Genomic DNA, 21425 nt, shown 5'->3' with positions numbered 1-21425 from the left:
GTTGTCTACGCAACATCCCGTCAGATCAAGGAGGCACCTTTCTGGCGCAGAAAACTACCCGTCTCTATCCGTCCGTGCTCGTTGATGGCAACGGTGCCGGTGCCGTGGCCCAGACCGGCGGGATCGTCCTGGCAGAGACCGTGCACGCCACTGGTCTCGGGGCTAGCCTGTGGGCGGCGTTGGCGCCATGGCGGAAGCCGCTGGCCCGGCATGATCCGGGCAATGTCATCATGGATCTGGCGCTCTCTTTGGCGTTGGGCGGGGGCTGCCTGGCCGATGTGGACCGGCCCCCGACCCAGTCTCACGTCTATGGGCCGGTAGTGTCGGATCCGACGGTCAGCTGTCTGGTTAAGGCCCTTACTGAGAAGCGGCCGGAGAAGGCACTGAAGGCGCTCAACACGGCCCGGGCGACTCGCGCCCACGCCTGGGTCCTGTGCTGGGGAGCGTTCCCGGCACAGGGCGTCACGGCTGCCGATTCACTGGTCGTGGATCTGGACGCTATCTTGGTCACGTCCAATTCGGAGAAGGATCGGGCCCGGCCGACCTGGAAGAAGGGGTTCGGGTTCCATCCGCTGACGGCGTTCGTGGACCTCGGCCCGGACAGGACCGGGGAGCCGTTGGCGGTGTTGCTGCGCCTGGGGAACGCGGGGACGAACACCGCCACGGACCTCATCGCCGCCAACAACGAAGCCCTGGCGCAGCTGTCCCAGGTTTCCGCTCCGGGTGGAAGGGGATGGTCCGCACCGACTCCGCCGGCGGGACCAAGGAGTTTCTGGCCTGACTCACCGGTGCCCGCAGAATCTGGGCTACTCGGTCGAGTTCCCAGTCACCGGCGGTTCGAGCACGTGCTGCCCTAGATCCCGGAGGTGGCGTGGCGTGGGCCTCAAACGCCGACGAACCTAGGCCACCGAGGTCTCTGGGATGCTGGACTTGACCGACCGGCCGGAAGGCTTGCGGGTCCTCGTCCGGCGCGAGGCCCCTCAGGCAGGGGCGCAGCTGTGCGGCACCGAAGTGGACGGAATGCGCTACACAGCCTTCGCTACCACCCAGGACGGCGGGCAGCTGGGCGCGCTCGACATCCGCCACCGGCTGCGGGCCCGGTACGAGGACCGGAACCCGCGCCGCGAAGAAAACCAGCCTGGGTAACCTGCCGCTGCACGCGTTCGACGCGTATGCGCTCTGGTGCCGTCTTGTCATGCTCGCAGCCGAGACCACCGCAGGGGCCCAGATGCTCGCCCTCCACGACACCTCAGCCCGCCGGTGGGAGCCCAGACGCCTCCGCGCGGGGACCTACGAGACCGCCGCCAGAATCTCCCGGCACGCCCGCCGCACCGTGCTCCACCTCGCTGCGCCCGCGCTCGAGACGCCCCTAAACCTCGCCGCGCTGTGCCGGCCCGCATTCTCCGCCCCACCGAAGACGCTCGAGCGCCGACACAGCGGAGACGAAACAGGAACAGCAGGATCCTCCACCGGAGTGGAACCCGTACTGCACACCGCCACGGCAAGCGGGCCGAGTAGACACCGTCAGGAACATCACCGAACCCAATCTTTCGGCGCAACAGCGTGGCACTGCTCCCGTCGATGTCGGAGCCCTCAACTGCAGTGCGCCATGCCCAGTTCAACACAACCACACAGGCGGGGTCTTAAGCCTTAGGCTAAGGCCATGAGGCTTGGATACGTCAACATTGCTGTCATCCGCGAGTCATATCGCGATACCATGTGCCCCGCCAAAGGCGAAGAGCGGAACCGAGCGTGTTAGTGCTTGAGAATGACAGCGCAGACGACCTGTGGAGCAACGCATGGGTTGCTGTGCTTGACGGCCCGGGCACCGTTCGCGACAACATAGCTAAGGGACCATCTCACGAAACTTTGCATGCGGTCCTCGCACTAACCGACCCGCGGCAACGCTGGGTAACCTCCCGGGTGCCCGCAATCAATCCAGCCTTCGCAATCGCCGAAGTCATATGGATACTCCGCGGCAGAAGCGATGCCGCATTCCTGACGGCATGGAACCGGTCGCTACCCAAGTACTCTGGAAAGAGCGAAATACTTGATGGTGCCTACGGCGAGAGGCTCCGGCACCGTTTCGGAGTGGATCAGCTTCTTCGAGCCTCTTCGATTCTACGAACCCGGCCCGAGCAGCGGCAGGTAGTGCTTCAAATATGGGATCCCCTAAGAGACCTACCCGACGATACGGGCGAATCCGCATCGCCAGATGTGCCATGCAATGTTGTGTCCATCTTAAAGTGCGTCGATGGACGCCTCGATTGGCTACAGGTAATGCGAAGCAATGACCTTGTTCGCGGACTCCCATACAACCTCGTTCAGTGGACAACATTGCAGGAAATCCTGGCAGGATGGATTGGCGTGGAGGTAGGACATTACGTACACGTAAGCGACAGCCTTCATGTCTATCACGACGATCTCGGCCGGTTCACCTCCAACGACGCGCGGATTAAGTATAGAAACGAAGACGACCTAAGATTAGACATACAGAAAAGCGAACAAGTATTCACGGTACTCGAAGAAGCAGTTAGTCAGATCGCCGGGGCGGATTCCCTAGGGGGAGTCATAGAGCATGTCCAGTCGCTAGACCAAGAAGGATACAGTGATTGGCTCAGAGTAATGGGGGCCGAGCGTCTGAGGAGGCTGACAATAGCGGATGCCGCAACGGACATGGCCAGATCGATATCTAACCCTCTCCTTCGCCATGCAGTCGGCAATTGGTTCCGACGGTGCGGGAGCATCGAGTGACCGGTCTACTGATTATGCACATCAGTGATATTCATTTCGCGGCAGAATCGAAGGGACAGCCTTCGCCGCGGGAAGCGCTCGAAGCTGCCTCTGACGCGGTGCTTCACGATTTCGGAGATGCAGAGATTGTTCTGGTACTCTCCGGCGATGTTACGACCACGGGCAACACGTCCGGGTACGTTGAGGCACTGCGAGCATTGGAATCGCTAAAAGCCAATCTCAATATAACGAAGGTCGTTGTTTGCCCTGGCAACCACGATATCGAGCGAGTGGCAGCGAAGGAATTCAGATCTTTCAACAAGTTTGCATTCTCATTGACGAACGATCCTAACCAATGCTGGAATGAAGCTCATGCAGTCAGAATCGTCTCGCATGGCGACTACGATTTTGTGCTGGGAAATACATCGTTTCACGGAGACTACCGGACGGGCAAGGTTCCCCTCAAGGATATGAAGGCCCTGCTCACGCGCGACGAACGCCCAAAGATTGTCGTCATCCATCATTCGCCAATCGCTAGCGAATACGGAGGCGGAGGACTAGCAGAAGCCTACGAATTGTTATCGCTGATCTCTGGTTGTTCAGCGATTGCCTTGCTCCATGGGCACGTCCATAGTGATCAGGCGATCACGGTGGGAAGGAACCAAGCAGTAGTATGCGGAGTCGGTTCTATCGGCTTCAGGCCGGACCCCAACATGAACAATCAATTCGCGATGTATGAGTTCAATAATAGGACAATGGTGACCATGACACCATATCAATACCGGCTCAATAGGGGACGGTTCTTTAGGATGACGGTCTGATGGCCCCGGCCACGATAGTTGCGTCGTCCCCAGGCGCCGCTGCGGCTCTGGTCAAAGACCTTTGTTCAAACGGCGAAGTCATGAACTTGGTGCTGTCCATGACCGTTGCGCTCCCTATCTTGAACGATCCGTTTCTGAAGGTCCATCTCAAGGCTGCTAGGGACTGGCAAGCCGAAAAGCGGCCCCCTGGACTGCATATTTCCCACGGCGAGTATATGCACAAGTACGGGAACTCTATTGATTACATTGTCGAGGAACTGAAGCGAAAGCCGACAAGTAACAGGGCCTGCATCAGTCTGGTCGATACGGGCGCAATTCGCGACAGTGGAGACGACGCCCTACCGAGTTTCCTTCTCCTTCAAGCGGGCTTCGACAGGGCGTCGGATGAGGCCCTGTTGATAACAGCGTACTACCGGGCGCTCGAGGTATCGGAGTTTCTTCCGATTAATCTTGCTGAGATGTGTCTTATCGCGCAGACCATCTCCGAGAGGATCCCTTCGGTCTCATCACTCAATCTTACGGTCCACGCCTTCCGCGCTCATATTGTTAACGGGTTCAGGGCCCACAAGCGCAGTCTTATAGACATTGTATCCGTCGATGAGATACAAACGTGGGTACAGGAAGACAATGTTCAGAAGCTCTCGGATTTACTGATTGAGAAGTCAAGGCCGGAAACGATTATTGAGAGTACTGGGCTCATCAATTTGAGGATTGTACTTGAGAACGAGGGGTGGTCACCTGATATCCGTGCGGCCTTGGATCAGGCTATACTGGTACAATCCGAGGTAAGAACGAGAAGGGCCAACGGCTCTCATACTTCTTCGATAACCGACTGCCAGACCAGACTGACAGCGCAACTTGAGAACGTAGCTCGTCTGATACGAGACCGATAGGGAGGGTGAAGCTCGACCATGGAACTGCGCGATCTCGCAATCTTGCAGAAGCAGTTTGACGAGCGTCGAAGCACCAATTTTGATTGGTCAGACGCAATCACTGCAACTAACACGCAGCCTCTCATTCATAATGTTCTGTCACTGGCAGGGGAGTCTGGCGAGGTTGCCAATCTGGTCAAGAAATTTGATCGCGGCGACTTCGATTTTGAAAGGCTGATGAATGAGTTGCCGGGAGAATTGGCCGATGTAGCGATTTACCTAATCAAGATCGCATATCAATCTGGGATTGATCTGGAGCGGGCTGTCGTCGACAAGATTTCTCAGAATGAGCGTCGGTTTGCGGAAGGACGGCAACGGGGTTGAACGACTGCGAGGGGCCCAAGCTGAATGCAGCACAGAAGGAACTCGTTCGATGCGCGTCCTCAGCTGCGGCGCGCGCCTCGGTCGACGACACTCTGGCTCTGGCCGAGGCATACAAGAAATCGAGGGTGAACTGTCCTCCTGGCCGGCCTGAGGCGGCATTCGGGGGCGCACTGCTAGCAATGAGGTTCTTGAGGGTGGCGGCGTATGAGGGGCATCCTGAAAGAAGGGATGCTGTCTGGAAGGAACTGGTGCCGGTGGCGACTCTTTTTGGTCTCGACCGGCGGGAGATAGCGTTGCTGACGTCCGCCGAGGATGACCTGCGGCGTATTCTCGGACCGTATTGCGAGGAGTTGGTATGACGATGAGCCGGGGTCGATTCATCGTTTTTGAAGGAATCGATGCATCCGGGAAATCAACGCAGGTCAAACTGCTAAGTGAATACCTTGAGAGCTTAGGGGAGGCCGTTCATGTGACTGCCGAACCTACGGCCGGACCTGTTGGGTCACTAATTCGGCAGGCATTCGCCGAACGGGTGCCGCTTGACGATCGAACTATCGCGGCACTTTTCGTGGCTGATAGGGTTGATCATCTCACGAATTCGCATGATGGCATCCTTGACCTGATTGCTCGAGGTGTGACAGTGATTTGTGATCGATATTATCTGTCGTCCTTGGCATACCATGCTGGTGATGTCGACGCTTCGTGGATCGAGCATTCAAATTCGATTAGTACGGATCTGCTCAGGCCGGATCTTACGGTGTACATCGATGTGGATCCTGACGTTGCTGGTTCCAGATTGATGGAGAGGCGTGAACGCATCGACAAGTTTGAGGTGCGAGATCGACTTCTGTCCGCATACAAGAACTACGAAGATGCGCTACCCGCGGCTGCGCGGAGAGAATCAGTGGTCAGGGTTGCCGGCGACCGCCCACGTGAAGAAGTGTTCAACGACGTGATTCATGCTGTCCAGTCCGCAGGACTTGTTTCAGTGTAAGCCCCGAGTGTGACGCGAGGTAATTGATCACACGGGAGGGTGCCGCCCCTGATCACTTTGGCGCAGTCGCTGTGGTCGTTTGCTAGAGGGCAATATGGCGGGTTTAGTGGCTCTTCGGAACGGTGTAGTGCGCGTGAGTACATGAAAGAGCTGCGTCAGATGACGTGCCCTGGCGCCCCACCATACGATGCAAGGGCGCGCTCTCGGTCATCTACGATTTGGTCTGCCATTTTCTTCACCGAATATAGCAGCCAACGCTCGGCTGCTGATCCCTGGGTGTAGTCAGCCTCGGCTATGCTATTTACTCGGCCTTGCTCCTGCAGTAGTGCTGCATTATTGTAGTTGCGTTCGCCAGGCGCGTAGACGCCAAGAGTCTTGCCTCCCCCTTTGTTCACAATTGAAAAACTGGGGATATCACTGGGGCCATCCGCTATGTAGATCATGTTGCGGATTGGTACACGTCGCTGGTCTTCTGGTATCAGGGAGTTGACGGTCAAGGTGTTGGTGAGACTGACATTCACGCCCTTATTGATCTCAAATATTGCGCGCGTTTTAGATGTGTTATCGATTGTGTACCCCACCTGATCAATCACGTCCCCCGGAGTCGGCAGTTTATCTAGGTACTGCGGCGGAGCGGCTTGAGGGAGGAGATCACAAGCCCAAATTCCCCTGACGTGACGGGCGAGCTCGGTGCCTTGGATCATCGCCCGAAGCCCCGTTGAGACTATGTAGTGTTCAATCCCTATGACGTGTCGCTGGTACTTCTCTTCCTGAAGGCAATCCGCAATGCGTGGGAAGAATTCAGGTAGGCCAGGCGCCAGCGTGATCATTGTGCCGAGTTCTCGGAGTATGGCGTTTGTGAGATCTTTGAAAACGCCGGCCCGAATGTATGTCACAATGTGATTGAGGTAAATCGTGTCTTTTGAAACGCGCCCAACACTTGAGTAATAATCCTCCAGGCCGTTAACCTCGCTCCAAAAGAGCTTGGGGTCGACGTTGAACTTGTCGAAGAGTGGCGCCTGCATATAGTCGTGCGTTAGCGTCTTATCAAAATCCCAAATAAGAGCGATAATGTTTTGGGTGTAGATTGCAGGTGGCACTATGCTCGCTCCATTGAGCCGAAGCAAACGTTCCCGCCCGCCTGGGTCCACCAGCTCTGGATGTTCAGGCTCATGCCGCGGAAGACTTCGTGGGCTTGGCCTACGAGTGGTAGCGGTAAGACCACGCACAGAGTACCTGTTGCATCGCCGGCGTCGTTCCCGAGTCGTGTTGTCTTGTGGCTCGCCAGAAGGAGTAGGGCGCGATAGTCGCATTCTGCGTCAAGCAGAATCTCTACGCATTTCGAGTCTGGGACGCTCACAGTCGCGACGACGTGCGGCAAATCGGGATTGGTGATGATTGGTTCAAAACCATTTGATCGCCAAGCGTGAGTCGCGGCTTCAAGGAAATTCCGCGAATCAGGCGCGGGGGCTTCGTGTGAACGTATGGGTTTCATGATAACTGTCATGCTTTTCACCTTCGATTGGTCTTCTTAACGCACTATATTCCCATGGCCGGCAGCTTGTAGACAATCAGATTGGTCTTCAAGTTCACCGCTACGATCCGCGGGATGGGGTCGATGATGTACCGCGGCAGGCGGTCTTCGGGGGACCGGTCGCTGCGGTCATTGAAGATGCCTGAGGCTTTGTCGGTCTTGACCCGGTACTGTTCGATGATCAAGTCCCTCGCGGAGCGCGAGCCCTGTATGAATGGACTGGTAGGTGGAGAAGACCACCGTGAGGTGTTCCGCGCCGGTGGAGATGCGGGCGCGGTTCAGCAGCCGCTGCGGGTCCGTGGTGGCCCGGAAGCCCAGATCGTGGACCTGGACGTCCTCGGCATCCTGCCAGCCCGCCTTCGTGTCCGAGCACACCGCCAGCGGGCGCAGCGGCACCGACGCCTGCGCCGTCCACTCGTTCAGGATCTGCTGCAGCAGCGCGATGCTCGGGACCTGGAACAGCACCGAGCCGCCCACTGGGACCATCTCCTCGACCAGCTTTAGGGACGTGTACGTCTTGCCCGTGCCGCAGGCCATGATGAGCCTGCCCCGGTCCGCGGACTCGAAACCGCGCACGATGTCAGCGATTGCCTCCCGCGGGTAGTTCCGCGGCTCCTTCGCCTGGGACTTGCGCATCGTCTCGGGGCGGGCGAGGTCGAAGGCCGACCAGTCGATGGTCGAGTCCGCCAGGTCGCGGAGCCGGATCCGCTGCATGTTCTTCGACCGGTCAGCCAGCGCGTCCTCGGCATGCTTGGACCACTTGTCCGTGGTGGTGACCACCATCCCGTGGGCGAAGTCCACCTTGCCCACCGCGGTGAAGAGCGAGTCGACGTGCTTCTTGTCCAGCTGGCGCTGAGGGTCGTAGAACTTCGCCTGGATAACCGTCAGCTCACCCGTGTAGCGGTCCTTTACCGCGATGTCAATTCCCGTGTCCACCTGCCCGTTCCGGCCGGGCCACTCCGTCCACAGCCACACGTCCGAGAACTGATCCGCGTACTTCGGCTCCAGCTCGATGTACCGCTTCACAAGCCTCTCGAACTTCGTTCCCTTGTCCCGCTCGTCCGTGGCCGAGTAGTAGAGCTTGTCGACAACGCTCGCGAAATCAGTAGACCCCATGAGGGATATCTTGCCCGAGGTGTCCGGCTGCGCGCGCATTGGCTGCGTCGGAGGGTGTCGGGCAAATAAAGACCCGCCCTCACATGGAGAACGGGTTGGTGCAATCACGGTAACACAGTTACCCGATCGATCACCACGTCGAGGGCTTCATGATGCCGCCCACGTGGTCGGGCAGCTGGGATCGCTTGAGATCGAGAGGGTCGAGGCGCCTCCACTAGTGGCGGCCAACGCCGTCGTCCGGCAGCCCCTTGAGGGCGCCCGCCAGCGGTTTCTTGCCGGGGTTGATGACTCCTACCGGCACGTGTTCACGAGCAATCCGGATAGGGAGTGCAAGGTCGGAGTCATTGGAGATCACGATTGCGGCGTCGACGTGCCTCTGGAGCACGTCAGCGAGGAGGTGAGTTGCGACGTTGACATCGGATCCCTTCTCCTCACGCTTTCGAACTGTCGCGAACAGCGCCCCTTCACCGTTGCGGCGAATCCCGAGACCTGGAGTCCACTGGTACTGACGGTGCGGGTCGCGCAACACCGTCGGAGATCGGGTGCCCGAAGGTTCAACCGTCATCACCGACTCTTTGGCCCACGAAGCGTAGTAGCCCTCTTCGATGACATCGACGGATCCGTGCAATATCAATGCTCGAAGGTAGAAGTCCTGCCGCTGGGTATGGGTTGGATCGGCCGGGTCATTCGCGCGAGCGGTGCAGTAGACCACTCGATCGATCTGAGATCCTTGCCACGTCGCATATCCTGCGGCGAGTGCACGCAGGTCGATCCACTTCCAGCCGGGGTCGCTGCCGAAGTGAGCGCGACCGCCATAGTAGAGATTGAACCCGTCGATGTAGACCCCCACCCGCATGAGCGGCAGCCTACCGCGCTTAGTAGGGGATGGCCGGGTGATGGTGCCTCATGTGCACAATTCGGATCGCGGCGCGCGGCGGTCACCCCGCCGCTACCGGGCTCGACGGCGGCACGCGACCACTCGCCGTCGTGCATGCTATGGAACTACGGAAATGGTGCTGTTAGTAGTGATGGCGCGCGGCGATGATTACTAGCTGGCCGTCGTCGACCGTGTAGACGAGGCGGTGCTCATCGCTGATCCGGCGCGACCAGTAGCCCGCGAGCTGGTGAGCGCCTCAGGCTCGCCGATGCCGGCGAACGGGACCACGCTCGAAGCCGACTGGCGCCTGGGCGGCTCTGTGACCTGGAGCGGCGAGTGGAAAGGGCAGGGCTATACCGACAAGGGCACGGTTCTGCGGTACGAGCCGCCGAGGGTCGTCAGTACGACCCATTGGAGTCCGATGGCTGGCACCGCGGACTCTCCCGAGAACTTCCACCGCGTCACCTATGAGCTGACGGAGGACGACGGCGCCACGACTCTGACGCTTACCCACGGCAACAGCCAGACCCAGGACGATGCCGAGAAGATGGTCGCCAATGCGTGGGCGGCTGTTCTGGCGGACATCAAGCGGGTGGTTGAGGAGGGTCGGCCTTAGCAGCCGAGGCGTCGGTGACGCCGCGCGCCCGAGTCGGGGACGCGCCGTCGTGCGCAACCTATGCAGCTCACTCGCCCGCGGTCTGGTTCCGGGCGTCGTCGAGGACGAGTAGACAGTCACCCGCCTCGCTCACTGCCCCGTCGTCGTCAACCATGGCGGGTCGGAGGCCAGAGCGGCACGGCCACGAAGGTGCTCCCTTGCACCGCGCACCGCCTAAGCTCCGGCCAACGTGCCGGGGCAAGCCGCATCCTTGCGAGAATGGACCGGAGCGGCTGCATGGTGTGGCGCGGGACGGGGTGACGATGCCGGAAGGCAGCGGGGGAGAGGCCAGCCCGATCGAGTCGGTCGACCGCACACTCCGGCTCGTCGAGCTGCTGCGCGAGCGGGGGTCGCTGTCGGTCAAGGAGACGGCCGAGGCGCTCGGGATCGCACCCTCGACGGCCCACCGCATGCTGGCCACGTTCGTCATGAGGAGCTTCGCCGCCCGCACTGGCGACCGCCGGTACCGGGTGGGCCCGGCGCTCGTTCCCGACCGTGCCCACAGCGCCTCGCTCGCCCAGCTTCGAAAGGCCGCGGAGAGCCCGCTCCACGAGCTCGCGGAGACGTTAAGAGAGACGGTCCAGCTCATGGTGCGTCGCGGGGGGAACATCCTGTTCGTCGACGGTGTGGAGGCCGACGCCGTCCTGCGCGTCACTGCCCGCCGCGGGGACCAGATGCCCGCCTTCGCCTCCGCCGGCGGCAAGGCGATCCTCGCGGAGCTGAGCAACCCGGACCTCGAGGAGATCTACCGCAACGGACTGCCGCCCTGGCCCACGAGCCCCATCGCCTCGATCGGCCGGCTCAAGAAGTCCATGGCCGACGTGCGCCGCGCTGGCTTCGGCACCAACTTCGAGGAGACCGAGTCCGGCGTTGTGGGCCTCGGCGTCGCCATCCACGATCCGGCCGGGCAGCCGGTCGCCGCGATCACGACGGCGATTCCGGCCTCCCGCTTCAAGCGCCCTGCCATGCCGGGCATCGTCGAAGCGCTGCGAGGGACCGCCGCCGAGATCGAAAGCCGGCTGGCCGCCGGCCCTCAGGGCTGACCCTGGAGGTAGCCCGCGGGGCCGCCGAGGTACCCAAGCCGATCATCAGGCCCCGAGGGCCGCACGGATCGCCGTGACCGTCGCCTCGAGCCCCTCGGGGTCCACGAGCACGCCCTTGTCCACGACGTCCTCCGCCGCAGCCCCCAGGACAATGCGCTTGAGCGGGACCTCGAGCCGCTTGCCGATCGATGAGCGCGGGACGCTCGGAACGGTCACGATCACGTCCGGCACGTGGCGCGGCGAGAGCTGGGACCGAATGAGCGTCCGCAGCCCGGGCACGAGCTCAGCCGGCTCACCCGAGGGATCCGAGGGCACCACGGCGAGCACGAGCTTCCCCATGCCGCTGCCGTCCTCGAAGTGCAGCACCATCGAGTCCGCCAACCCCGGCGCCTGGTCCAGGACCGCGTAGAACTCGGCCGTCCCGAGCCGCACACCGCCGCGGTTGAGCGTCGCGTCGGAGCGTCCAGTGATCATCCACCCGCCATCCGCTGTGTGGACGAGCCAGTCGCCGTGGCACCACACGCCGTCGAACGTGTGGAAATACGAGTCCTGGTAGCGCTGCGCGCCGTCCTCGCCCCAGAACCCCACAGGCATCGAGGGCATAGGCTGCTTGACCACGAGCTCGCCCGGCTCGCCCACCGGCATCGGCACCCCCTCCGGCGACCACGCCTCGACATCCGCACCGAGCGCCCTCGTGGACATCTCGCCGGCGCGGACCGCGGTCAGGAAGTTCGCCCCGACAAAGGCCGTGCACACGTCCGTCCCGCCCGAGGTGGGGCCGAGGAGCACAGCAGGGGACACGGCGTCGTACACCCACTCCGCCGCCTCAGCCGAGAGCGGCGAGCCGGAGCAGTTGATCTCGCGCACCCGGCTCAGGTCCCAGACCACGCCTGGGCGAAGGCCCGCCTTCGCGCACGCCGCGAGGTAGGCCGAACCCGAGGCGAGGTACGTGGCGCCAGTCTCCGCGGCCACGGCCCACTGCGACCACTCGCCGTCGAGCGAGGGCCACCCCGGGTCCCCATCCACCAGCACGAGCCCGCACCCGGTTAGCAGCGAGGACACCATGAGCGTCCACACCATCCACCCCGTGGTCGTGTACCAGTACGCGAGGTCCTCCGGGCCGAGGTCGAACTGGAGCGGGATCGCCTTCGAATGCTCGAGCAGGATCCCGCCGTGCGAGTGCACGATCGCCTTCGGCTTCCCGGTGGTCCCCGACGAGAACAGGACCGTGAGCGGGTGCGCGAACGGCATGGGAACCGCCTCGAACCGGCCCGCCTCGGCGCGCAGCGACTCGTACGGCTCGACGCCGTCCGGCACCTCGGCGTTCTCGTCGAGATAGCGCAGGAGCACGACGGCGGCCCCCGGCAGCGCCGCCCGGATCTCCTCGAGCTCGGCGAGCCGCCCCACTTCGCGCGCGCCCCAGCGATAGCCGTCTACCGCGATCAGCAGCTTCGGGTCCAGCTGGCCGAAGCGGTCGACCGCGCTGCGCGGCCCCATCTCCGGCGGCACCGCGGCCCACACGAGCCCCATCCCGGCCGCAGCGAGGTACGCGGCGAGCGCCTCGGGCGTGTTGGGCAGGTACCCGGCCACGCGGTCGCCCGGCTCGAGCCCGAGCCGCCGGTAGCCGGCCTGGAGCCGCCCGATCTCCTCGATCAGTCGGTTCCCGGTCCACTCGCTCGGCCCCCGCGTCTGGCTGCGGGCCTTGATGACGACGGCGTCTCCCCGCTCGCGCAGGGCCCGCACCACGTGCTCGGCGTAGTTGAGGGTGGCCCCCGGGAACCACTCGGCGCCCGGCATCCCGCGCCGGCCGAGGACCCGCTCCGGCGACGTGTGCGCGATGATCCGCGCCTCGTCCCACACGAGACGCCAGAAGTCCTCAAGGTCCTCCACGCTCCAGCGCCACGCATCCTCGTAGTCCGCGAACGTGCGCCCCGTGGCCTTCTCGGCCGTGAGCAGAAACCGGCCGAGCCGGGTCTGGGGCCATGCGTCCTTGGCCGGGGCGGGGCGCAGGAGCGCGCCCTGGCGTGCGGGGGGTGCGGTGGCGGGCGTCGTCGTCATGATGGTGCTGTCTCCTAGGCCGAGTGCTTGTGCGCGATGTCGTGCGTGTGGGCGGCCGCCGCTGCGGTTCCGCCCGAGATGGACCCAGTGATCCAGGACATCATCCCGGCCGAGGCATCAAAGGCGGGCTTGCGCTCGGCGCCGCTCCACACGGTCTCGGGCCGGCACTGCAGCAGGACGAGGTTCGCGCCCTCGGGCAGCTCCTCGTCCACGGCGAACTCGATGTCCTGCGCCGATCCGTGCAGGCGCTCGAGGCGCTTGCCGAGTGCCGCGAGCGCCGTGACCTCGGCGTCGTCGAGGCACAGGGTCCTGTGACGGGACTGCTCCACAGGGGTGGGCGCTGCACCCGTGCGGTACTCGATCCGCTTGTCGCCGGGAGTCCGGTCCGCGATCTCCAGCCCGATCTTGTCCACGAGGAACCGGTCCGGGGTAACCTCCCCGCCCACGACCGCGAGGCCCAGGCCCCAGCTGGCCTCGAGGACGATCTTGGAACGGTCCCCGCTCGTGGGGCTCAGGGTGAACATGACCCCGGCGGCCCGCGCCCGGACCACCTTCTGCACCACCACAGCCATCTCGATGGTGCGCGGATCGAGCTTCTGCTCGATCGCATAGCCGAGCACGCGGGGGGCGAAGACACTCTCGTAGCACCTGAGGATGTGCGTCAGGACGTCCTCGGCGCCGCGGATGTCCACCCACGTCTCGAACTCGCCCGCGAACGACGCCCCGGCCGAGTCCTCCGATGTGGCGCTCGAGCGCACCGCGACCGAGACCTCGTCGAGCCCCGTCGAGACACAGAGCTCCGCGTACGCGGTACGGACGGAGTCCGCGAGGTCCTGCGGGATCTCGGTGGAGCGGACGGCCTCCATGAGGGCTTGGCCGGTCCGCTCGAGCGCGGCGAGGTCGTGCGGGTCGAGTGGGTCCGCGAGCAGGCGGCCGATCGTCTCGCCCAGGCCCGTCGAGGCGAGGAAGTGGCGGTAGGCCTCGGCCGTGACCGCGAAGCCCGGCGCGACGGGCAGCTCGTTGGCGGTCATGTCGGCGAGGCTCTTGGCCTTGCCGCCGGTCTCGCGCACGTCGCGGCAGGCCGGGTCGGTGAAGGTGAGCGTGAACATCGTGTCTCCTCTGGGTGCCGCCGGTCAGACCAGGGCGGACGTGTCGGTCGAGGCCTCGTCAGTGTCGCCGCTCTCGGACGTGGCCGGCTCGGGCGCGGCGTCCAGCAGCTCGACCGTGCCTTTGCGCCCGTCGATCCGCACGCGCTGCCCGGTGGTGAGACGCGCCGTCGCGAATCCGGTGCCGACCACGGCCGGGAGGCCGTACTCGCGGCACACGATCGCGGCGTGGCACATCATGCCGCCGATGTCCGTGATGACGCCCGCGGCGACGGAGAACGCCGCGGCCCAGGACGGCGCGGTGATCGGGGCGACGAGAATCTCGCCGGGCTGGAGCTGGGGGAGGTCCTTCTCGGAGCGCAGCACGCGGACCGGGCCCTCGACGACGCCGAGCGAGCCGGGGATGCCGTTGAGGCCGCCCGCGGGCTCATCCGAGGAGCCGAGCCAGTCGTTGACGCGGTCCGTGGTGACGCCGTAGTTCATGACTGCGAACGGGTCCGTGACCTGCTCGGGCGGGATCCCGTACGCCGGGGCGGCCGGGACGGACTGCAGCGCGGCGACGATCGGCTTGCGGCGCTCGATCTCGGCGGCCCAGCGGCGCTTGCCTCGCGCCTCGACGCCGATGGCCCACGAGTCGACCACGTCGAAGAGGACCTGGTCCACCTCGAAGCGGTTGAGGTAGTAGAAGTCCTCCTTCTCCGCGAGGAAGCCCGAGGTGACGAAGAACTGCGCGAGCTCGTCCGCCTTCTGCCAGAACACGTTGTGGGCCCAGTGCTCCACGTAGATGTTGTGCTCCTCGATGTACGGGAACACCTTGCGGGCCAGCCCCAGAAGCTCGTCGAACTGCGCAGCCTCGGCCGGAGCGAGGAGGGCGCGGTACTCGTCGACGATCTCGTCGCGGTCTGCCCGCAGCTGCTCGATCGGGCGGGAGATGTCCTCACCCGCGGCGATCTTCGTGGCATAGCGGGAGATGTTCTGCAACGGGACGGAGAGGTCCTGCGCCCACGTGACCTGATCGTGCGTGAAGCCGTACTCGGTGAAGTAGTTGAACCACGGGTCCTTGGCCTTCCCGAACGCCGCGATCCACTCGTCCCCACGGGGCGCTGCCTCGATCCGGGCGAGGATCTCCTCAGGCGAGCCACCGGTGTCGAGCGTCTCCACGAGGCCCAGCTCGTTGGCCTTCGCGGCGAGGGCGCGCAGCTCGTCGTCCGGGCGGAAGGCGAGGACGTCCACGCCGGCGACCATGCGGGAGATCTGCTGCTCGGTGATGAGCGGGAAGGCCTGCTTGCAGAACTGGAAGAACGTGATGTACCCGCCGTAGCCGAGGTTGAGGAACTCGAAGTGGTACTGCCAGATCTTAAAGAACTCGTCGACGAGGCGGTGGTAGTTCTCGATGACCACGAGGGAATCGGACGTGCCCTTCGCCTCGAAGACGACCTCCGCGGGGTCGTACTCCGCCAGCGCGGGGAAGGTGATGGTCTCGAGCGACTGGATGGCCTGGTCCATCTTGGCCTTCCACTTGCCGTACAGCTCGTCCCAGTTCGCGTAGTAGTAGCCGGCGCGCTCCTGGAACACCGCGGCGCGCGCCTGGATCTGCGCGGGGTCGGTCACGGCGAGCGGGGAGATGTAGACGTAGCCGTTAAACATGCGCACGTCGAGGCCGAGGGAGACGGGGAGAGCGAAGATGCGCGTGCTGAACGTGCCGACGCCGAGGTACACGGCCTCCGCGCCAATGCTGTCGAACGGGTGGGCGCCGCGGGACCAGTGCATCGTGTCCGCGAACCAGAACTGGGCGTCCTCGTGGGCCTGCGTCTCCTCGGACGGGACGAGGTAGTACGGGTACATGGACTGCCAGCCCTCTCCTCCCGCGGGAGCGGAAGCCTCGGAGAAGAACGGGAAGCGGCGGGTGTTGTCGAGGGACATCGGGATTCCTCACTGCGGTGGAAGGAGTACGGGAAGGACGGGTGCTTGGACGGGTCTAGGAGACGGTGGTGGACTGCGTGGTGAGTAGGGCGTTGAGGTCGGCGACGCTGGGGAGGGAGAGGTCGGGGACGTCCGCGCCCGTGCGTTGGGCGAGCTTCTCCGGTGTGGTGGACCCGGTGAGGACGAGGACGCTCGTGGCGCCCATGCTGCGGGCCAGCTGGGTCTCGACGATCGCGTCGCCCACGACGGCGACCGTGCTCGCCGCGGCGGGGCCCGCGCCCGACGCCGCAGCGCCCGACGCCGCGCCAATCCGGTGGAGGAGCGCCTCGCCGAGAGCGGGGGAGGGCTTGCCCAGGACGGTCGGCATCACGCCGGCCGCCCAGCCGATCGCGTGGGCGACCGCGCCGGAAACGACGAGCGACTTGTGGATGCCGCCGTGGAACCACGGCACGTCCACCGTCGTGTACAGGAGCGCCCCGGCGTCGACGGCGAGGGCTGCCGCGTTCAGCTGCGCGGAGGTGTAGGCGTCGTCGGCCGCGACGAGGACCACGTCGGCGATGGTGCCCGCAGTAGAACCCGTTTCGTGTGGGTCCGCGATCTCGTGGCCGGTCGCCCGCAGCGACGCGGTGATCCCGGCGCCGCCGACCGCGAGGACGCGCGCCCCCGGGTGGTGGATCGAGATGTAGTCTGCCGCGGCGGAGCCCGCCGTGACGAAGTCCTCGTCCGGGACGTCGATGCCGTGCTCGCGCAGGTGGGCCGCGTAGACGCGCGGCGGCTGCTGGGACGCGTTGGTGCATATGAGCACGCGGTCGCCTCGGCCGTGCAGGTAGTTCACGAGGTCCGCGGCGCCGGGCATGGCCTCGCCGCCGGCTCCGCCGGCCTTGGCGGTGCGCATGAGGCAGCCGTCCACGTCCAGGACCCAGGCGCGGATGCCCGCGAGGGTCGCGAGCGCGGCCTGCCGGTCGGTGCCGTCGAGTGCCGGGGCGGTGGTGAGGCGATCGGCGGGGGTCATGCGGTGGCCTCCTTGCCCTGTGCGGCACCGTGGACTGCGCGGTTGATCGAGAACTTCGTGTCGCCGGAGCTGACGGAGACCGACAGGCTCGAGGACGCGTTCCCGGCGGCGCCGAGGAGCCCGGCGAGCGTCGCGGCCGTGGAGTCCTTCTTGGCGGCGACCATCCGGTCGACCTGTTCGGCTGGCATGACGGCGCGCAGGAGCAGCTCCTCGTCGCTGAGGTGGATCCCGAACTGCTGCCGAAGCCCCTTCAGGGTGACCTCGCCGGCGTCGTTCGCCTTCTCCTTGCCCCGCGGGGTGGCGAGGGCGCGGTCGAGGAGGTCCTCGTTGACCTTGCCCGGGAGGGGTCCGAAGTGCCCGCGGAGTAGGTCGACGACCTCGTTCGAGATGGTCTTGTAGCGTTCGCCGGAGATGACGTTGAGCGCTGCCTGGGCCACGATGTACTGCGCGAACGGGGTCATGACGATCGGCCAGCCGAGGTCCTCGCGGACCTGGAGGGACTCCTCGATGACGGCGTCGAAAAGCTCGGGGCGGCGGATCTCGGCCAGCTGCCGGCGGGTCGTGGACTGCACGCCGCCGGGGATCGTGTGCCTGTAGTACGCCTCGTCGTACTGGGCGGGCTGGCCCTGCGGGAGGCGCTTGATCCTGGCCTGGCTGGTCAGGTACGCAGACGCGCGGTCCATGGCGTCAACGTCCACGTCCACCTCGTGCCCGCGGGCGCGCAGGTTCGCGACGAGCTGCTGGGCCCTCGGGTGCGAGGGGCCGTCCGCGAGCGGCGGGAGCGCGCAGTGCAGGGTCGGCACGCCGAGGTCCGCGGCCTCGAGCAGTGAGATCGGGGATAGACCCGTCGTGGAGTGCGAGTGGACCTCACGCAGCTGCGGGCCGCCCGGGGTGCGTCCGAGGGACTCCTGGAGGGCCGGGACGACCGTGCGGATGCTGTCCGGAGTAAGGATCCCCGAGGGGTCCTTGAGATACACCCCGTCGATGTCCGGGCTGTCGGAGAGCTCGCCGGCCTTCTCGGAGAAGTACTCCGGTGTGTGGACCGGGCTCATCGTGTAGCAGACCCCGCCGATGACCTCTTCGAAGCCCACGCGCTTGGCCACCGCGGCCGTGCGCTTGGCGCCCTCCATGTCATGCATTGGGTCGATGACCCACAGCTTGCGGACCCCGTTGCGGGCCAGCAGGGTGAACGCGAGCTCGAACACCGCATCCGGTGTGCGGCCGAACGTGATGAAGCGCTTGCCCGTGGTGAGGAAGCCGAGCTGGGTGTTGGGGGCGAGCTGCCGCGCGGTGCGGATCCGCTCCCACGGGTCCTCCGCGTGGTAGCGGACGGCCGTGGCCATGAGGGTGCTCGAGACGAGCTCGAGCGTCCCGTAGCCGACGGCGTCGAGCAGCGGAGCCACGCCGCGCACCATGCGCGTCGTGACGCCCGTGGCGCCCCACAGGCTCTGGTTGCCATCGCGGAGCGAGACGTCGACGAGGCTGATCTTCGCCATCAGTGCACCTCTGCGTGCTCGGGGGCGGGCGCTGCGGCGCTGGCGGCGGCAGTCCCCGGGTCCGGGGTGTGCATGATGTCCTCCAGATGGTCCGTGAGCCAGTGGGTCGTGACCGCGTTGGTCCGGTAGTCGGGGTGCGCGAGGATGCGGCGCAGGAGGGGGAGCGACGTCGTCGGCCCCTCGACCTCGAAGGCGGCCAGAGCCGAGCCCATGCGCTCGATCGCCGCGCCGCGGTCCGGGCCCCACGCGATCTGCTTCGCCATGAGCGCGTCATAGTACGGCGGAAACAGATAGCCCTCGTAGATGTGCGTGTCGAGGCGGAGCCCGCCGCCCGCGCTCGGGCGCCAGCGCGTGACCCGGCCCGGGCTCGGCGCCAGGCCGCGGGACGGGTCCTGGGCCGTGATGCGGGCCTCGATCGCGTGGCCGGTGACGGCGACGTCGTCCTGCGTGACCGAGAGGGGCTCGCCGAGGGCGGCGAGGATCTGCTCCCGGACGAGGTCGACGCCGGTCACCGCCTCCGTCACGGGGTGCTCGACCTGGAGGCGCGGGTTGACCTCGAGGAAGGCCAGCTCGTCCAGGGCCGGGTCGTAGAGGAACTCAACAGTGCCCAGGCCCACGTAGTCGAGCGCCTCGGCGATGCGCAGCGCACTCGCGTGGAGCAGCCCTCGCGTGGCGTCGGGGAGCGCCGCGCACGGTGCCTCCTCGACCGCCTTCTGGTAGCGGAACTGGACCGAGCACTCGCGCTCCCCGAGGTGGATGCGGTGGCCATGCCGGTCGCCGAGGACCTGGACCTCCACGTGCTTGGCGTCCTCGACGAACCGCTCGAGGAATACCGTGCCGTCACCGAAGCTCGCCTCCGCCTCGGCCGACGCGAGCTGCCAGGCGTCGAGGAGTTCGGCGTGGCTCCGCACGAGCTTCATGCCGCGCCCGCCGCCGCCGAACGCGGCCTTGATGAGCACCGGGAAGCCGATCGAGTCCGCGAGGGCCGAGACCTCCTCCTCCGTGGTGGCGGTGCCGCCCTTCGAGACGGGGACGCCGTTGGCCTCCGCGAGGCGGCGGGCGGTGAGCTTGTCGCCGAGGGCCTCGAGGGCCTCAGGCTCGGGGCCGATGAAGGTCAGGCCCTCCTCTGCGCACAGCCGGGCGAAGGCTGGCTGCTCGGAGAGGAAGCCGTAGCCGGGGTGCACGGCCGTGCACCCCGTGGCGACCGCCGCGTGCACCACGGTGTTCATCGCGAGGTAGGACTCGCCGGGGCGAGGCCCGCCGAGCACGACGACGCGTCCCGCCCGCCGCGCCGCGAGCGTGTCCTGGTCCGCGGCCGACACGCCCAGGACGGTCTCGAAGCCCAGGCGGTCGCAGGCCTCGATGAGGCGGACGGCGATCTCTCCACGGTTCGCGATGAAGATCCGCTGCGGGTTCCTGACGGTCATGCGGACTCCCGCAGGGCGAACAGCGGCTGGCCGAACTCGACGAGGTCTCCGTCCTTCGCGTAGACCTCGGTGACCGTTCCGGAGATCCCGGCCTGGACGGAGTTCATGAGCTTCATGACCTCGACGATGCAGACCACGGCGTCCGCCTCGACCGCGTCGCCGATCGTGACGAACGCGGGCGCGCCCGGCTTGGGTGCGGAATAGAACGTGCCGAGCATCGGTGCCGTCACCACGGCGTGGCCGGGCGGCTGGGCCTCCGGCGACTGGGCGGCCGGCTGGGAAGCCCGGGCCGCCGCGGGCGGCACGGCCTTGAGCGCCGGCGCGGCGGCGGGTGCCAGTTGCGGTGCGGCGACCACGGCCGGCGAGGGGGCGGCGCCGTGCGTCGCGGCGGGCTGCGCGGCGTCCGCGAAGTGGCCTCCTCGGGAGACCCGGAGCCGGAAGTCTCCCTTTTCGAACGAGAAGTCGGTGAAGTCGGTCTTGTCGAGCTGCTCGATGACGGCTGCGAGCTCTTCGAGGTCAAGATCCACGGGCTTGCGCCTCCTTGCGTGTGGTGTGGGTCACTAAGAAGACCGTAGGAGAATGTTCCTGTCACCGCAATCGAAATTTAGACAATTCCTTCTATGGGAATTGGCGGTCGATCACGAGCGCAGGGCGAGCGCGAGTGTAGCGATCGGAGACACCGACCAGCGCGCGGCGGTCGGAGCCTTTTCATGGCCCGGTACCCGAGAGTAGCGTCTGGGAGACGATGACTGAACAGCAGCCCTACGAGCTGGTGCGGCGGTACGCGGACTTCGAGCTGCGGCGGTACCCGGTGCATACGGTGGCGGAAGTGGGGGTCGATGCGACGTTCGACCGCGCAGGCAACGCCGCCTTCCGCCACCTGTTCAACTACATCAGCGGCAACAACACCGCCCGGCAGTCCCTGGCGATGACCGCCCCCGTGCTCCAGGGCACAGCGCCGCCCCGCAAGCCCCCGTCCCAGAAGGTGCAGATGACGGCGCCGGTGCTCCAGCACGGAACGGAGGATGCCGGCCCGGCCGTCGCCGGGGACTCCGGCGAGCGCGTATACGTGGTCGCGTTCGTGCTCCCGGCCGGAATGACCGAGGACACGGCCCCGGTGCCCGCCGACCCGGGGGTGAAGATCCGGACCGTGCCGGGCTCCACTGCGGCGGTGGTCCGCTTCTCCGGCCGCGGAACCGAATCTGACTTCGCGAAGCGGAACCGCGAACTCCAGAACGCTCTGGCCGCAGCCGGGCTGAGACCTTCAGGCGCGCCTCGCTTCGCCCGATTCGACCCGCCGTTCAAGCCCTGGTTCTTCCGCCACAACGAAGTCATCCAGGACGTGGCGCTGGACTAGGGCGTCGCCGCCGGCAA

At 65.4% G+C, this 21425-nt stretch carries 20 protein-coding genes and 1 pseudogene; 10 read left to right on the top strand and 11 right to left on the bottom strand.

Features of this window, described 5'->3' with window-relative positions; genetic code table 11:
- Positions 1 to 41: 41 nt before the first annotated feature.
- The 7 genes and pseudogenes from AB5L97_RS18365 to tmk form a co-directional block, all read left to right on the top strand.
- Positions 42 to 1387 (top strand): annotated as a pseudogene (locus AB5L97_RS18365) (IS1380 family transposase); the annotation flags it as partial.
- A gap of 365 nt (positions 1388 to 1752) precedes the next feature.
- Positions 1753 to 2754 carry a thymidylate synthase gene (locus AB5L97_RS18360; protein ID WP_369045769.1) on the top strand — a complete coding sequence of 334 codons (1002 nt, stop codon included), beginning with the start codon at positions 1753 to 1755 and terminating at the stop codon, positions 2752 to 2754.
- Positions 2751 to 3554, top strand: a complete 804-nt coding sequence (locus AB5L97_RS18355) for a metallophosphoesterase family protein (RefSeq protein ID WP_369045768.1) — start codon at positions 2751 to 2753, stop codon at positions 3552 to 3554. The genes AB5L97_RS18360 and AB5L97_RS18355 overlap by 4 nt, the downstream gene beginning before the upstream one ends.
- Entirely contained in the window at positions 3554 to 4447 is an 894-nt protein-coding gene (locus AB5L97_RS18350) for a hypothetical protein (protein WP_369045767.1), read from the top strand. Before AB5L97_RS18355 ends, AB5L97_RS18350 begins: the two co-directional genes overlap by 1 nt.
- An 18-nt stretch (positions 4448 to 4465) precedes the next feature.
- On the top strand, positions 4466 to 4810 hold the full coding sequence (locus AB5L97_RS18345) for a hypothetical protein (RefSeq protein WP_369045766.1): 345 nt from the start codon (positions 4466 to 4468) through the stop codon (positions 4808 to 4810).
- The gene (locus AB5L97_RS18340; RefSeq protein WP_369045765.1) at positions 4807 to 5169 is read left to right on the top strand and encodes a hypothetical protein; all 363 of its coding nucleotides are present in this window, start codon (positions 4807 to 4809) and stop codon (positions 5167 to 5169) included. Before AB5L97_RS18345 ends, AB5L97_RS18340 begins: the two co-directional genes overlap by 4 nt.
- Positions 5166 to 5804 carry a dTMP kinase gene (gene tmk / locus AB5L97_RS18335; RefSeq protein ID WP_369045764.1) on the top strand — a complete coding sequence of 213 codons (639 nt, stop codon included), beginning with the start codon at positions 5166 to 5168 and terminating at the stop codon, positions 5802 to 5804. Before AB5L97_RS18340 ends, tmk begins: the two co-directional genes overlap by 4 nt.
- 155 nt (positions 5805 to 5959) lie before the next feature.
- Here the strand turns inward: tmk and AB5L97_RS18330 are convergent, their stop codons facing one another.
- The 4 genes from AB5L97_RS18330 to AB5L97_RS19760 form a co-directional block, all read right to left on the bottom strand.
- The gene (locus AB5L97_RS18330; RefSeq protein WP_369045763.1) at positions 5960 to 6904 is read right to left on the bottom strand and encodes a haloacid dehalogenase-like hydrolase; all 945 of its coding nucleotides are present in this window, start codon (positions 6902 to 6904) and stop codon (positions 5960 to 5962) included.
- Positions 6905 to 7467: 563 nt separating this feature from the next.
- Positions 7468 to 8454, bottom strand: coding sequence for a DEAD/DEAH box helicase family protein (locus AB5L97_RS18325; RefSeq protein ID WP_369045762.1), 987 nt, complete (start codon positions 8452 to 8454; stop codon positions 7468 to 7470).
- 214 nt (positions 8455 to 8668) lie between these two features.
- Positions 8669 to 9310 (bottom strand): NYN domain-containing protein, encoded by a 642-nt coding sequence (locus AB5L97_RS18320; protein ID WP_369045761.1) that lies wholly within the window; start codon positions 9308 to 9310, stop codon positions 8669 to 8671.
- Positions 9311 to 9473: 163 nt separating this feature from the next.
- Positions 9474 to 9551: a type II toxin-antitoxin system YoeB family toxin gene (locus tag AB5L97_RS19760; protein ID WP_423246866.1), complete on the bottom strand. Its 78-nt coding sequence runs from the start codon at positions 9549 to 9551 to the stop codon at positions 9474 to 9476.
- A gap of 27 nt (positions 9552 to 9578) precedes the next feature.
- Here AB5L97_RS19760 and AB5L97_RS18310 point away from each other — a divergent pair, with 27 nt between their 5' ends.
- Positions 9579 to 9947, top strand: coding sequence for an SRPBCC family protein (locus tag AB5L97_RS18310; protein ID WP_423246805.1), 369 nt, complete (start codon positions 9579 to 9581; stop codon positions 9945 to 9947).
- 302 nt (positions 9948 to 10249) lie between these two features.
- The gene (locus tag AB5L97_RS18305; RefSeq protein ID WP_369045759.1) at positions 10250 to 11029 is read left to right on the top strand and encodes an IclR family transcriptional regulator; all 780 of its coding nucleotides are present in this window, start codon (positions 10250 to 10252) and stop codon (positions 11027 to 11029) included.
- Between the two features lie 45 nt (positions 11030 to 11074).
- Here AB5L97_RS18305 and AB5L97_RS18300 read toward each other — a convergent pair whose 3' ends face one another.
- The 7 genes from AB5L97_RS18300 to accB are packed head-to-tail and all read right to left on the bottom strand — an operon-like array spanning position 11075 to position 20578.
- Positions 11075 to 13087 carry an acetoacetate--CoA ligase gene (locus AB5L97_RS18300; RefSeq protein WP_369045758.1) on the bottom strand — a complete coding sequence of 671 codons (2013 nt, stop codon included), beginning with the start codon at positions 13085 to 13087 and terminating at the stop codon, positions 11075 to 11077.
- 14 nt (positions 13088 to 13101) lie between these two features.
- Positions 13102 to 14196 (bottom strand): PEP/pyruvate-binding domain-containing protein, encoded by a 1095-nt coding sequence (locus tag AB5L97_RS18295; RefSeq protein ID WP_369045757.1) that lies wholly within the window; start codon positions 14194 to 14196, stop codon positions 13102 to 13104.
- 24 nt (positions 14197 to 14220) lie between these two features.
- On the bottom strand, positions 14221 to 16116 hold the full coding sequence (locus tag AB5L97_RS18290; RefSeq protein ID WP_369045756.1) for a PEP-utilizing enzyme: 1896 nt from the start codon (positions 16114 to 16116) through the stop codon (positions 14221 to 14223).
- 55 nt (positions 16117 to 16171) lie between these two features.
- On the bottom strand, positions 16172 to 17128 hold the full coding sequence (locus AB5L97_RS18285) for an HAD-IIA family hydrolase (RefSeq protein WP_369045755.1): 957 nt from the start codon (positions 17126 to 17128) through the stop codon (positions 16172 to 16174).
- On the bottom strand, positions 17125 to 18624 hold the full coding sequence (locus AB5L97_RS18280; protein ID WP_369045754.1) for a pyruvate/oxaloacetate carboxyltransferase: 1500 nt from the start codon (positions 18622 to 18624) through the stop codon (positions 17125 to 17127). The genes AB5L97_RS18285 and AB5L97_RS18280 overlap by 4 nt, the downstream gene beginning before the upstream one ends.
- Entirely contained in the window at positions 18624 to 20051 is a 1428-nt protein-coding gene (locus tag AB5L97_RS18275; protein ID WP_369045753.1) for an acetyl-CoA carboxylase biotin carboxylase subunit, read from the bottom strand. The genes AB5L97_RS18280 and AB5L97_RS18275 overlap by 1 nt, the downstream gene beginning before the upstream one ends.
- Positions 20048 to 20578: an acetyl-CoA carboxylase biotin carboxyl carrier protein gene (gene accB, locus AB5L97_RS18270; RefSeq protein ID WP_369045752.1), complete on the bottom strand. Its 531-nt coding sequence runs from the start codon at positions 20576 to 20578 to the stop codon at positions 20048 to 20050. The genes AB5L97_RS18275 and accB overlap by 4 nt, the downstream gene beginning before the upstream one ends.
- Positions 20579 to 20796: 218 nt before the next feature.
- On the opposite strand from accB, the gene AB5L97_RS18265 reads away from it, so the two are divergent.
- Entirely contained in the window at positions 20797 to 21408 is a 612-nt protein-coding gene (locus AB5L97_RS18265) for an SOUL family heme-binding protein (protein ID WP_369045751.1), read from the top strand.
- Positions 21409 to 21425 lie beyond the last annotated feature (17 nt).

This window comes from Sinomonas sp. P10A9, assembly GCF_041022165.1.
Classification (GTDB): domain Bacteria; phylum Actinomycetota; class Actinomycetes; order Actinomycetales; family Micrococcaceae; genus Sinomonas; species Sinomonas puerhi.
The sequence above is the reverse complement of the archived record's forward strand: the minus strand, read 5'-3'. Positions and strand labels throughout refer to the sequence as shown.